This window comes from Fluviicola taffensis DSM 16823 (assembly GCF_000194605.1).
GTDB lineage: Bacteria > Bacteroidota > Bacteroidia > Flavobacteriales_D > Crocinitomicaceae > Fluviicola > Fluviicola taffensis.
The window spans coordinates 1288791-1303017 of record NC_015321.1; the positions used below are offsets into that span (position 1 = coordinate 1288791).

Genomic DNA, 14227 nt, shown 5'->3' on the forward strand with positions numbered 1-14227 from the left:
AACATTTGACAAAACTTGTAAACTCTCGTGTATTTAGACCCCAAGAAATGACAATTTTTGCAGTATAAAATTACGATTCAAGTAACACATTTTTGTTCCAAAATCGAATAGTTGTTTATAGTGAATTGTTGATAACCTTGAAAAATGATGTTTTTAGAGCAAATTCCTTCTGAAGCAAGACAAAACGGATGGATTGAAGTGATCTGCGGATCGATGTTTTCTGGAAAAACGGAAGAATTAATCCGTCGGTTGAAACGGGTCGAATTTGCCCAACAAAAGCTAATTCTTTTCAAGCCAGCGATTGACAATCGCTATCACGAAGAACAAGTGGTTAGCCATAAAGGATCTTCCTTGGAGGCAATTCCGGTGAAGGATTCATCTGAAATTATCAAGCATTGGAAAAAAGAACGTATTGTAGCTATTGATGAAGCTCAGTTTTTTGACGCTGGTTTGGTTCAGGTTTGTGCGAATTTAGCGAAACAAGGTGTCCGCGTAATTATTGCTGGGTTGGATATGGATTATTTGGGTAAACCTTTCGGGCCAATGCCAGACCTTTTGTGCATGGCAGAATATGTAACAAAAGTGCACGCCATTTGCGTTTCATGTGGTAACTTAGCACAGTACTCACATCGAACAACAAAGGACGAAGGACAAGTATTGGTTGGAGCCGTTGAAAAATACGAACCTCTTTGTCGCAGTTGTTACAATAAAATTGAGCATTGAGATTAAATTATTCCATTGAGGCGTGTGCATCCATTTTTGAAGCAACAATAATTGGTTCCAGTTCAGAATCAATCACGCATATTTACTTTGATTCCCGCAAAATTCAACAAGCTAACGGAGCATTGTTTTTTGCACTTTCTGGTCATTCAAGATCTGGAAATGAATTCATTGAGAATGCCTATCAACAAGGTATTCGCTTTTTTGTGATTGCGAAAAATGCTTCTTCAAAATTTCACCCAGATGCCCTTTATTTTCAAGTGGAAGAACCTTTAACTGCTCTTCAACAATTAGCAACTCATCATCGGAAACAATATACTTATCCAGTTGTTGCCATCACAGGAAGTGTTGGAAAAACAACTTTCAAAGAATGGATTTTCCATTGTATTTCAGATAAATTCAAAGTAGTTCGAAGTCCAAAAAGTTTCAACTCACAAATTGGCGTTGCTTTGTCTCTGTTGGAAATGCATGAGAATGCGTCCATTGCTTTTATTGAAGCTGGAATTTCTAAGCCTGGTGAAATGAAAATTCTCCGCGATATGATTCAGCCCGACTTTGGTATTTTCACCGCATTTGGAAAAGCACATCGTGAAAATTTTGCAGATAATGAAGAACATTTACTGGAAAAATGGACGCTTTTTCGTGAATGCAAATTGGCATTTATTCCACATACTTTTGCTGATTTAGAAAACAGATTACCTGGAAATTTTCAGGTTTGTGAATCTTATGAAAACCACCATTTTCCAATTGGATATAGCGGAATGTTAGGTGTTTTGAAAACATTTTTGGCCTATTTGCAATTTGAATCTCACCAAATTCTAGAGCGAATTAATTCACTTCCAACCCTTGCTTTACGCATGGAAGTTTTTGAAGGAGTCAATGGAAATACAATCATCAATGACACATACAATTTAGATTTCGATGCTTTAAGTGAAGCTTTAATTTATCAACGTCAATTGGCACCAACCAAAAAACGAATTGTAGTCATTGGTTTATCTGAAAAACATGCGCATGAGCGATTGGAAATTGAGAAACTAATCACTTCCTTCAATCCAGATGAGTTTCATTTTATCCCAGAAGGAAAATCGATTCCCTGGGAAAATTTTCACAATGCAGTGGTTCTTGTTAAAGCACATCGAGATCGCGCATTTGAACACGAAGTAGCAAGAGGAAAAGCCTTGAAACACCGAACAATTGTTGAGATTAACCTCAGTGCGATCAAACACAATGTTTCTTTTTACCAATCCAGAATACCAAAAGAGGTGAAAATTTTGGCGATGGTAAAAGCATCTTCATACGGTTCTGGCGCAGATAAAGTAGCTCCTTTTTTACAACAAAGCGGCATTCGAAATTTTGGAGTTGCCTTTGCAGATGAAGGTGTGGAATTGCGGAAAGCAGGAATTGGAATTTCATCTTCAATTGTAGTCATGAATCCAGATCCAGAGCACAGTGACTTGATTATTGAATACCGGTTGGAACCCGCTATTTATTCCTTCGAGCAATTGGATGAATTTATAACGGCTTTGATCCACAAACAAATTTCAGCCTATCCCATTCATTTGAAATTTGATACAGGAATGCATCGATTGGGTTTTGCACCCAGTGATAAAGAACGTATTTTGGCGATTATCAATTCACAGCCAGAAGTGAAAATTCAAGGAATTTACTCGCATTTAGCAGATGCTGACAATCCAATTCACAGCGAATTCACACAAAAACAATTAACCTCTTTTGAAAGCATTGTTTCCTATTTCAGAACCAATAGTTCGGATTCATTTTTGGCACATATTCTCAATTCAGAAGGCTCTTTGCGCTATCCGGAAAGCTGTTACGATATGATTCGCTTGGGAATCTCTATGTACGGCTACACCGAAAACAACCAATTGAAAGCTTCTTTACAAGGAAGTGTTTCTTGGTATAGTTCCATTTCACAAATCAAAGCTGTTCCAAAAGGAGATTTCATTGGTTACGGAATATCCTATCAAGCAATCGAAGATATGACCATAGCTATCATCCCCGTTGGCTACGCAGATGGTTTTAGACGTAGTTTAAGTAACGGAAAGGGTTCTGTGTTCATTCATGGAATTAAGTGTCCCGTTGTAGGTCGCGTATGCATGGATATGATTATGGTCGATATCAGTTCGGTGGATGCGAAGATCAATGATTCAGTGGAAATTATCGGACAAAATCAACCCATGGAAGTTTTTGCTAAGTCGATGGAAACCATTCCGTATGAAGTTATGACAGGATTATCGAAACGGATGCACCGGGTTTATGTGGAGGAATAATAGTTAATCTTTCCGATAAAAAATCGCTTCTACTCTTCTGTTTATTGCCATATTTTCTTCTGAATTATCTGGAACCAAAAGTTGCGTATTGCTAAAGCCTTCCGCATAGATTCTCGACTGGGGAATTCCGTGTTTCAACAAATAAGTCATCACAGTATTTGCTCTTTGAAACGACAATTCTTGAGCGGAAGTGCAGCAAACATGTCCATTCAGTCTTACAAACAAAGAAGTATCTTCCAATAGAATCCTGTTTAATTTTTCCAAATTAGGAATTGATTCAGCCTTAACAACCGCGTTTGCATTCTCAAAATTGATATTCAAATTAACTGGTTTATTCAATTCAAAGACAAGCGGTTTTTCTTGTTTAGCGGAAACAAACACCAGTACATCTACTCTTCTATTGAGCTCCAAACTAGTCTGCGGAAAACCTCCCGTTTCATTTACATTCTTCGTTTCAATCAGAACATTCTTCCAAGCTGAGTTTTTAAGAAGTGTATTCACTGCCTGAATTCGTTTCTCAGCCAAAAGTTCATTGTCTGATACTTCTCCTAATGAATCGGTATAACCAAGCAATACAATTTTAGAAATAGGTTCGCTGATTTCACGAAACTTCAATTCTAAGATGGAATTATTCAAGATAACCGATCTTTTGTAATCAAACAAAAGAGCAATTGAATCTTTCTGTACATCGATTTGAGCAAAGGAAAATAAACTCGAATAGCTGATAAAAAGGAGTAGTAAGGTTGATTTCATAGTTTCAATTTTAAGGAAAACGACGATTCATTTATTTTGTTACAGGATTAAATCTCTAAGAACAACCTATTGAATGCGCAACGATGCTACTTTTCAATTCCCAACAGCAATTGTTTTCTCCAGCTTCCCCAACGGAAGTTTCCAACTTTACCACTTTGGTGTACCACTCGGTGACAAGGAATCAACATCGCAATTGGATTTGCACCAACGGCGGTTCCCACAGCCCTTGAAGCATTGATGTCTCCCAAATTTTGGGCTATGGCACCATAACTTGTTAGTTCTCCATTGGGAAGTTTTGCCAATTCATTCCAAACAGAAACTTGAAAAGATGTTGCTTTTACAGCTATTGGAAGCACTGGAAGATCTTCCGTTTTTACAAAATAATTCATCAATGTCTGATAAGCCAACTCTTGCAAAGCCGTTTTTTCTTCTCGAATGGTGCTTTTGGGAAAAGTTCTTCTCAAACGAATCGAGCCAACCTCGCTATCTTCAAAAGTCAATTGACAAATGCCTGATTCATTACTCGCTATAAAAACAGATCCCAAAAAATAAGGGAAAATTGAATACTGAATTTCAGATGGAATTTCTTCGAGCAAATGAATATCTAAATCGATACTTGGTTTCGAATCGCTTAACGAATCATCAAACAAATCAAAAATAGATAATTGTGCTTGTCTACTCACTTGCGCCAAGGATGGAGAAAAGGCATCTTGCACAAACCGAATTGGATCCTTCCCCAAATACTCTTGAAAAAGGTGTTGTGTTTCCCATTCGCCCAAATCTACTCGTTTGGACAACTCTTCCAAAGTGATTCCAATTTGTTGAGAATCAAGCATCCATTTCAGCGTACTGAAAAGCAAATTCATGCGTTGAGATTGGTATGAAAAATCGACTTCCATTTGAGAAGTGAAAGGTAGGGAAAAAGAGAATTGAATGGTATTTCAAAAAGAAATAGTTACAAACTGTAAATCCTTCATTAAACCAAAGAGTGGGATGTCAATTGGCATCCCACTCTCTTTTTATTCCGTTTTACCTGAAGAACCTAGTGATTTAGGTTTCACTTCAGGCTTTGTTTTCCGTTCAACTTCCTGAGTCGTTGTCTTTTTCTCGGGATCCATCATTTCCATCAATTTCAGGCCTAGAAGACCATCCATCGCTGAACCGCCTTGTTGTCCATTTCCACCAATCAGGATATCCGGAATCAATTTCACATTTCCTTTAGACAACTCTTCCGTAATCTTGAATCGGGTAAAGTTTTCTCCACCCAAAGCAGTTACAGCTAACTCATAAGCTTCAGCAGTAGATTTACCAATTGCCAAAATTTTACTCGCTTCTGCATTACCTGTTTTAGAAATTCGTTCAGCTTCCGCATCGGCTTTCAATTTCACCGCTTCTGAATCGGCTTTTGCACGAGCTCGAGTAGATTCTGCTTCTGCCAATGCGCGCATTTTGGTTGCTTCTGCTTCTGCTCCAACAGCTAATTTCACTCCAGAAGCATCTCCTTCGGCTTTTTTCACGGTTGCATTTGCGGTGCGCTCTGCAATTTCCACACTTTGTTGTGCTTTTACGATGTCTTTTTGCATATCAGCAATGGCAGTTTCTTTTTCCATCCCTTGACGCGTTTCTTGCGCTTGTTTTTGCGTCTCGTAAGTGATTTTTTGCTCTTCTGCTAGCTTTCTATCTGTCAAAGTCTTCATGAGCGACTCTGGCGGCACGATATCACCAATCAACGTATCAACCGCATTTACGTTGTATTCATCCAACACTTTTTTGATGTGTTCTTTCGCAGATTCTTGTCTTTCTTTTCGAGTTGATAAGAATGCGATCACGTCGCTGTCTTGTGCTGAGTTACGGAAATAGTTACCAATGGTAGGTTCCAAAACTTGGGAAACCAGGTTCACCATATTCCCGAATCGAGCAATCACTTTCGGAGCTTCAGTTGTAGGTACATGAATGATTTGCGAAACATCTAAGTTGAATGGGAAACCATCTTTTGAACGAACGGTGATTGTAGACAAGTTCTTATCCAAATTGTGCGATTCACTGCGCGCTTGTGCCCAGTTCAATACCAAATTCGTTGTTGGAACCAATTCCACTTTCATTGTGTATTTATTGATTGGATATTTACCAGGACCAAAAGGTTCTGACCAAACACCTTTACTACCTTTCTCAACAATATTTCCATGTTTGAAATCAATTCCAGTCAAATCTTTTCCATCACCACCGATGTAAGAAATAACCACCCCCACGTATCCAATTGGAATTTCTGTCATTGGAGTTTCTTCCACTTGAACAGCCCATGGATTTAAGTTGTAAGAACCCGCCAAAATAACGGTTGGTTGCAAGCCTCTATTTCCATTCAAATCTAGGAATTTATCAAAATCTTGAAAATTGTTGTGTCCTTCCACCACTCGACCAGCGATTTGACCAGCCTCCACTGGCTGACCATCCAAAGTGGTAACAATTCCCACCATGCTTTCGTGAATCCGCACCATATCTGTTACCGAAATCTGAAAAAGCATTGTATTGATACGATAGGACCCAGCAGTCATGAAATTAGTTTGGCGACCACGTTGTCCATTATTCATCAAGAACATATTTGCATCCTGAAAGTTATCGCACTCCACTTTTCTGCCAAGAATATTTCCTGTTGGAATTTCAGCGCCATCTTTCGAAAGCACCAAACCGATTTTCCCTTCAGGAATGACTGTAAATTGTTCCATTGTGATCTCGTACTGCCAAACCCACATTCCGAAATACAATCCAGGAGCAAGTGTTTTAGCTTGAAAACCTGCTTCTCCGTTTGTTGCAACAATGCGACCATCTGGAAGCTCTCTATTTGCTCCAAACAAAACGAATTTCTTTGTAACTAAACCAATTCTATCTTCTGGAACGATCACCATTCCGAATAAGAATCTTAAAATAAATTTGTAGAGCACCAAACAAAGTACCACTACAATTACCCACCAATAGGTTTGTAAATAATGTACCATAAAGTATAACAATTAAGTAATAGAAAGTTCTATTCTGATAAGAAGCTTAAGGGAGATGGCGGTTTTCACTATAAGCAGCAATCTGAATGAATCCATTCATAAAGTAAATGTATATAACACCAGATATTTTTGTTCAATTTTAGGATATTTTGACAAATTGTCTCTTATTCGTCTATTTTTGGAGGCTTACGATTGAAAGGATTTCGATAAGTTTCCAACCATTTTTAAAATCCTAATCAATTGGTAAATAACTCGCTTATGAAAATCTGTATCCTACTCTAATCACTAATTTCTTCATTATTCAGTTGGGGATAAATAAACTTTTACTTCATCAAGAAGATTATATGCAAGAAATTGAGGAGTTGCAAGTTGATTTGAATAGCTTTAACAAAGGAATGTATCTAGTAAAAATGTATCAAGCAATTCGTTCAGTGAAACTAATCAAATTCAACTATTTAAATAAAACTACCGAATAAACTTCAATTGTTTCTCTGCACCATTTGAATCTTTTACCTGAATTATGTAATAACCTTGTGAAAAGGAAGAAATATTCAAATTATTAGACCCTTCCAAGGTAGTTTCAGAAATCAATTGACCAGAAAGCGCAAGAAACTTGACATTTAACTGAGCATTATCTTCGACTTCAATGAAAAGAGATAGTTCATCTTTTTGATAAATTTTAATATCAGACAAGTTAATTGGCAGATCTATTACATTGAGAGGTGGGTCTACAAAATTAATTCGCACATAATATTTATCAGCATCGGGTATATGTGCTGAACTTATTTCTAACAAACAAGAATTATGGATCACTCCTCTTTGCATGAAACCAGAATTAAAGTATGAATCATATCCACTATTAGTACTTATTGGAAATTGAATTCCACTCAAAACAGTTATCACAGAATCCAAATTAACAAGTGACGAAACAAAATAAGGAGGATATGGAGAGAACCATTCTCCAGTATAAACCAAAGAATCACCTGTTGAAAGTGTGATTTCATAAAACACTGTATCTAATGAATTCATTTTAAAAGAACCAGAAAAACCAATTGAATTTTGGTCAATGTCGGAATAATAAAAATAATCTGAGAAACCTGTATATCCCAAACTATCAAAAATATAGTGATCGAACTTTACATTTGATCTGTTTCCCATTCCTTTCTCTTGGGAAAACACATTCAGTGAACTTAAAATAGCGGCGATAATAATTAGTTGTTTCATAAAACCAAAACGGAAAAAAACAGAAATTCGTATAATTGATCTTGAATTTCAATACATTCCGCCCCAAGCACGCGTATTCCAAGTAGGTTTTGACTCAAATCGGGGCAATTTAAAAGGCTTTTGAAATAATCCAACAGTATCTGTTAGCGATTTCATGAAAAGAATAATGTTTTCCTGCTCGTAATCGGATAACTGCAATGAATCAAAAGGCAGCGTTTGATTTGGAACGGAATATTTTAATCCTTCCCCCCCGCCTTTTTGATAAAATTGGAGTACTTGTTTCAAATCCGTATATATTCCATTGTGCATATATGGAGCTGTTAACTCGCTATTTCTTACTGTTGGTGTTTTAAACGCATACATTTGTTTTTCAACTTTTGTTACTAAATAACGTCCTTTGTCTGGATCCAATGATTTATTTTCATTGGTTGCGGGTGTTCCCAAAATCTCGTATTCAGAATCCATGAAATAAGGTGGAACTGTTCCATTAAAGAGTGGAAAAAAATGACACGAACCACAGAGCGCTTTTCCAGCAAACAAACTATACCCATTAATTTCACGCGGATTCATAGCAGTTCTTTCTCCAGCCAAATACCGATCAAAACGACTGTTCATTGCTACCAATGTTTTTTCGTATTCGCTAATGGCTTTGGAGATCGCATATTCAGAAATAGCTGCATCTTTTTGATCTTTAAATGCGGACTTGAACAAGCTTTTATATTCGTCACTTAAGCGCAATTTCAGCACAACATCTGCTAGCTTGCTGCCCATTTCTTTTTCATTGTGCACCACATCTCGAATTTGCTGCTCCAATTGATACGCTTTCCCATCGTAGAAATACGCTTTTTGATACAATACATTAATCAAACTTGGTGCATTCCGAGGCAAAACGCCTTCATTATTGAACGCCTGACTTGTTTTCAATCCATCGGTGAACGCTTTATCGGGTTGATGACAACTACTGCACGCTCGTTGGTTATTGACAGAAAGGATTGGATCGTAAAAAAGCAACTTCCCCAAAGCAGCTTGCTTCTCCAAATCCGATTTATCGGTGTAATAAATAGAGAAAAATTGCGGGTTTAAGGTTTCAGGAGAAAAAAGTCGTGCCGAATTTAAGCGGAGAGCTTGTTTGTGATCAGACCAAGGTAAACCTAACGCACGATGAAGTTGAACCAATTGAAGATTGATATTCTCCAAATTAGTTGCTATAAAATCTAGGCGATCAAAGGAATCAAAATCGGTGTTTTTGTGCAGTGTTTTTTGTGCACTTTGAATGTTTTTTAAAAGCGATTTCAAAGCCTTTGAAGCTTCTTTGTTTTTTCCGATTTCAGATTCAAAACTGCGAACAATTTGTTTCATAGAAACGAGATTCCATTCTATCTCCTTCAAATTTGTTTTGGTAAAAGTCGCATCATAACCATTCAAATTCATAGAAGCAATGCGCACCAATTGCAATTGTAGCATTTCTAAATAAATCTGATTTTCTAAGTGGATATTTGCATATCCGTTCTTCAACTCTTGAAACACTTCAATTAATTGAACCAGTTCTTTTTCCAAATCGGCTAAAACAAAATCTTCTCCTGAAAAAAGGAATTCTTCCACTTTTTGTAAGCCGCAAGGATCCACGACAAATCCTTCCTCGTATTCCGAAAACTTAGGGACAAGTGCTCCATTGATTTTATATTTTGCTTGAATGGGAGAAATGTGCTCTACAAAAAACTCGATGTGTTTGTAGTATTCACGCACTTTGAAATAATGCGCTTCTCGTTTGGTAGAAACTTGAATATCCTCTCGGAAATCTTTCAATTCGTTGATGAGCAAATTCAACTCCTCAAAAATATACCGACTTTTGGGTTCAATAGTTGAAGTAGTAGCGTTACCCCCACTTTCAACACTTAATAAAACGCTTATTGCAGCAAGAGATAAAACGAAAAAGAAAACTTTCATATATAGACTCACAAAGAAAGGAGTTTTCTTGAATCGTCTCGTTAAGGAATGATTAAATTCACGTGGATTTGATGGAGATTATACTTTTCTCAACTGATTCCCTCGAATAATCAATCCAACTCCCAGAGCAGCCCCTGAAAGTAAGGCAAATCGAGGATGTTCCATGAAGAATGTCATTAAAAAAGTAATCCCACTAATACTTGTTAAAGTAATTCCGACCACCAAATTTGTCTTTCCTCTACGAACTGCCCGACGCTTTATTTCAGCAAGTTCTTCATCAGTTAATTCATAACGAGATTTCAGTTTTTCTTCCGTCAGTTTGTTTTTTCCACTGGTATTCTTCAAATCTACCAGACGGCTATAGAGAACTTCTTCTTGATTGCCTTTTCTGTTTTGAATTTCAAACATGTTGATTCCGCGTTCCTTCAATTCAAACCCAATTTCAGACGTCGGATATCCTTGTGCTATTCGTTTATTGATAAACTCATCTATTCCCTTGTCAGATTTCAGTAATTGAGCTATTTCAAGCTCTTCTTTCATATTTTCCACTTCCTCATCCATCCCGCGGTTCGTTAGTTCTACCAACAGAGCGCTTTGTGCATCATCTCGCAACGTTTTCGGATTTCTTGCTAATGAAATTAATGTTATATCTGAAGCTTTTTGGTATGTCTGAGTTATTTGATCCATTATTGATTGTTTTTTCACGGGTGAAATTAAATAAATTACTCTGAAATTTCATCCAGAAAACAAAAGCCCCAATCTAGCAATTACTAGATTGGGGCTTTAATTATATAATTCTTTAAAAATTACCCGTTCAATGCCTCTGCACCACCAACGATTTCTAATATTTCGTTTGTAATTGCTGCCTGACGTGCTTTGTTGTAGCTTAATTTCAAGCTTTTCTGCAATTCTTTCGCGTTATCTGTTGCTTTGTGCATAGCAGTCATACGAGCGCCATGTTCAGAAGCATTTGAATCTAACAATGCTTTGAATAATTGAATTTTCAATGTTTTTGGGATCAATTCTTCCACGATTTCTTCTTTCGAAGGTTCGAAGATGTAATCTCCAGCTTGTTTATCATCTTTTTGTTCCGTTGCAACAATTGGCAATAATTGCTCTTGTTTCACTTCTTGAGAAGCTGCATTGATGAAGCTATTGTAAATCACAACTACTTTATCGTACTTCTTGTCTAAGAAAGCTTTCATGGCAAATTCAGCAATCACAGAAACGTTCCCAAAAGTAAGTTCAGCAAAAATGTCTGTTGGAATTCCAGTTCCTTCGATATCGAAATACATGTCAGAGCGTTTAAATGCATCTTTCACTTTCTTCCCAAAACAAAGTAGGCTCACGTTTGCATTTGCATACTCTTCATTCACCGCCAAGTTTACACGTTTGATAACGTTGTTATTGAAACCACCGCACAATCCACGATTAGAAGTAATCGCAATCACCAACACTTTTTCCACTGGACGAGAAGCAGCTAGTGCATTTTCTGTAATATCCAACGAAGCCGTCAAATTACCCAAGATCTCTTGCAATTTCTCAGCATACGGACGCATTTGTGTAATGGCATCTTGCGCACGCTTCAATTTTGCAGCAGAAACCATTTTCATTGCAGACGTAATCTGCATCGTAGATCCTACTGAAGTAATTCGATTTCGTATTTCCTTTAAATTTGGCATAACTCTAATTTAGAATTAGGAATGAAGAATGTAGAGATTTAATCTTGCGTATTTTTTATAATCGCAACTAATAACTTTACTAATTCCTCATTCAATTCAAATATTGCTTTATCAACCGTAGTAATTTCAGAATGAATTAACTCTAACCAATACTTTGTTTCATCTGCTTCCTTAAGCGCAATTCTCAATTTATGCTTGAAGTCTTTTTTACTCTCTGCACGTTGAGCTTCTCTTACATTTGCACCAACACTTGTACCACTTCGAATCAATTGACTGCTCAGTTCATAATGCTTCTGATCTTTTAAATTCAAACAGAAACGAATGATTAACTGAGCAAAAAGAAATGATTTATCTTGAACAACAGAATTAATTCTCAATTCAGACACGCTCATCTCTTCATTCTTAATTCTACATTCTTAATTAATATTTTGAAGCGATCTCTTTCGCCACTTTTCCTAGTACATCTGTATCAGCATCATCGTATTTTCCAGCTTTCAAACGAACTAAAACATCTGAATGTTTAGCCTCTAAGAAATCCAAATATTCTTTTTCGAATTCTTTTACTTTGTTTACCGGAACGTTTTGCATCAATCCTTTTGTACCAACATAGATGATAGCAATTTGCTTTTCTACTGGGTATGGATCTCCTTCACGTTGTTTCAAGATTTCCAAGTTACGAGCACCTTTATCCAATACTGATTTCGTTGCAGCATCCAAGTCTGAACCAAACTTAGCGAATGCTTCCAATTCACGGTATTGAGCTTGATCCAATTTTAAAGTACCTGCTACTTTCTTCATGGATTTAATTTGCGCGTTACCACCTACACGAGATACAGAGATACCTACGTTAATTGCAGGACGAATACCAGCGTTAAATAAATCACCTTCCAAGAAGATTTGACCGTCAGTAATCGAAATTACGTTAGTTGGGATATACGCAGAAACGTCACCCGCTTGTGTTTCGATAATTGGAAGTGCTGTTAATGAACCACCACCTTTTACCAATCCTTTGATAGACTCAGGAAGATCATTCATTTGAGAAGCGATATTATCATCAGCGATAATTTTCGCCGCACGCTCTAATAAACGAGAGTGAAGGTAGAAAACGTCACCTGGGTAAGCCTCACGACCTGGAGGACGACGCAATAACAAAGAAACTTCACGGTAAGCTACCGCTTGTTTTGATAAATCATCAAATACGATTAATGCAGGGCGTCCTGAATCACGGAAGAACTCACCAATTGCAGCACCAGTCATTGGAGCGTAGAATTGCATTGGAGCCGGATCAGAAGCATTTGAAGCAACAATCACTGTATAAGCCATTGCACCTGCGTCTTCTAATTTTTTAACTATCCCTGCAACCGTTGATCCTTTTTGTCCTATGGCAACATAGATACAGAAAACAGGTTCTCCACGGTCGTAAAATTCTTTTTGGTTGATAATCGCATCAATCGCAACAGTTGTTTTTCCTGTTTGACGGTCACCAATGATTAACTCACGTTGTCCACGTCCAATTGGAATCATCGCATCAATTGCTTTGATACCTGTTTGAAGCGGCTCAGTAACCGGCTGACGGAAGATAACCCCTGGAGCTTTACGCTCGATTGGCATTTCGTACAATTGACCAGCGATAGGACCTTTTCCGTCGATTGGATTACCCAAAGTATCCACAACACGACCAACCATTCCTTCACCAACATTTACAGAAGCAATACGATTCAAGCGTTTTACAGTATCCCCTTCTTTTACACCAGAAGAGCGACCCAATAATACAACTCCTACGTTATCTTCTTCCAAGTTCAAAGCGATACCTTGAAGAGCTCCTTCGAACTCAACCAATTCACCGTATTGAACACCTTTCAATCCGTAAACGCGAGCGATACCATCACCAATCTGTAATACTGTACCTACCTCTTGCAATTCAGCTTCCGAACGGAAACCTGCTAATTGCTCTCTTAAAATCGCAGAAACTTCTGCTGGTTTAACATCTGCCATGTTTTTCTTTTTATTCTGAGATTCTCAATTCCTTCGGATCACGCAATTGTGATTGCTATCCTCAGTCTTCGAAAGCTAACGCTTTCTCATCTTGTTAAACGTTGTTTTAACTTATTAATTTGCGATGCTACTGAAGCATCAATTTGAGTATCACCCATACGAACGATAAAACCTCCGATTAGATCCGCATCTATTTTCTCCGTCAACTCAACAGTCCCTGTTGTAGATGCTTGAACTTTCGAAACAATCTCTTTCTTTACTTGTTCATCCAATTTTTGAGCGCTAATCAATGTTACTGGAACAATTCCTTTGTGCGACTTCAAAAGTACATCAAATGAACTTGCTATTTGAGACAAATATGCCTCACGACCATTTTTCACGATCAAATCAACAAATAAACTAGTTACTTTGTCGAACTGATCAAATATTGCATTCAATACCGCCAACTTTTTATCTGCTTTCACAACCGGACTCTCAAGCATCAGCTCTAAATCGCGATTTTCAGCACAAACAGTTGCCATGTATTTCATATCTGCCGCGATAACATCCACTTTGTTTTGTTCGATTGCTAAATCTAACAAAGCTTGTGCGTAACGGGAAGCTGATTTCGAAATCTTCATTTCTG

12 protein-coding genes are annotated in these 14227 nt (G+C 37.4%); 2 read left to right on the top strand and 10 right to left on the bottom strand.

Going from position 1 to position 14227, the window contains the following annotated elements; all coding sequences use genetic code 11:
* The first annotated feature begins 144 nt into the window (after nt 1–144).
* Both FLUTA_RS05750 and alr read left to right on the top strand, forming a co-directional pair.
* The gene (locus FLUTA_RS05750; protein ID WP_342630454.1) at nt 145–723 is read left to right on the top strand and encodes a thymidine kinase; all 579 of its coding nucleotides are present in this window, start codon (nt 145–147) and stop codon (nt 721–723) included.
* Nucleotides 720–3008 (top strand): alanine racemase, encoded by a 2289-nt coding sequence (gene alr / locus FLUTA_RS05755; protein ID WP_013685917.1) that lies wholly within the window; start codon nt 720–722, stop codon nt 3006–3008. Before FLUTA_RS05750 ends, alr begins: the two co-directional genes overlap by 4 nt.
* A 3-nt stretch (nt 3009–3011) precedes the next feature.
* On the opposite strand, the gene FLUTA_RS05760 is transcribed toward alr, so the two are convergent.
* The 10 genes from FLUTA_RS05760 to atpH form a co-directional block, all read right to left on the bottom strand.
* Entirely contained in the window at nt 3012–3761 is a 750-nt protein-coding gene (locus FLUTA_RS05760; RefSeq protein ID WP_013685918.1) for an OmpA family protein, read from the bottom strand.
* Between the two features lie 86 nt (nt 3762–3847).
* Nucleotides 3848–4627, bottom strand: coding sequence for a methylated-DNA--[protein]-cysteine S-methyltransferase (locus FLUTA_RS20600; RefSeq protein WP_169312060.1), 780 nt, complete (start codon nt 4625–4627; stop codon nt 3848–3850).
* Nucleotides 4628–4780: 153 nt separating this feature from the next.
* Nucleotides 4781–6754 (bottom strand): SPFH domain-containing protein, encoded by a 1974-nt coding sequence (locus FLUTA_RS05770; RefSeq protein WP_013685920.1) that lies wholly within the window; start codon nt 6752–6754, stop codon nt 4781–4783.
* A 465-nt stretch (nt 6755–7219) separates the two neighbouring features.
* Nucleotides 7220–7978, bottom strand: coding sequence for a T9SS type A sorting domain-containing protein (locus FLUTA_RS05775; RefSeq protein ID WP_043023666.1), 759 nt, complete (start codon nt 7976–7978; stop codon nt 7220–7222).
* 48 nt (nt 7979–8026) lie between these two features.
* The gene (locus tag FLUTA_RS05780) at nt 8027–9925 is read right to left on the bottom strand and encodes a cytochrome-c peroxidase (protein WP_013685921.1); all 1899 of its coding nucleotides are present in this window, start codon (nt 9923–9925) and stop codon (nt 8027–8029) included.
* Between the two features lie 78 nt (nt 9926–10003).
* On the bottom strand, nt 10004–10612 hold the full coding sequence (locus FLUTA_RS05785) for a hypothetical protein (RefSeq protein WP_013685922.1): 609 nt from the start codon (nt 10610–10612) through the stop codon (nt 10004–10006).
* Nucleotides 10613–10731: 119 nt separating this feature from the next.
* Entirely contained in the window at nt 10732–11607 is an 876-nt protein-coding gene (atpG, locus tag FLUTA_RS05790; RefSeq protein WP_013685923.1) for an ATP synthase F1 subunit gamma, read from the bottom strand.
* Nucleotides 11608–11645: 38 nt separating this feature from the next.
* Complete coding sequence (locus tag FLUTA_RS05795; RefSeq protein WP_013685924.1) at nt 11646–11999, bottom strand: four helix bundle protein; 354 nt, start codon at nt 11997–11999, stop codon at nt 11646–11648.
* A 28-nt stretch (nt 12000–12027) separates the two neighbouring features.
* Nucleotides 12028–13602 carry a F0F1 ATP synthase subunit alpha gene (atpA, locus tag FLUTA_RS05800; RefSeq protein WP_013685925.1) on the bottom strand — a complete coding sequence of 525 codons (1575 nt, stop codon included), beginning with the start codon at nt 13600–13602 and terminating at the stop codon, nt 12028–12030.
* A gap of 86 nt (nt 13603–13688) precedes the next feature.
* A complete protein-coding gene (gene atpH / locus FLUTA_RS05805) occupies nt 13689–14222 on the bottom strand; it encodes an ATP synthase F1 subunit delta (protein WP_013685926.1) in 534 nt (177 codons plus the stop codon).
* Nucleotides 14223–14227: the final 5 nt, after the last annotated feature.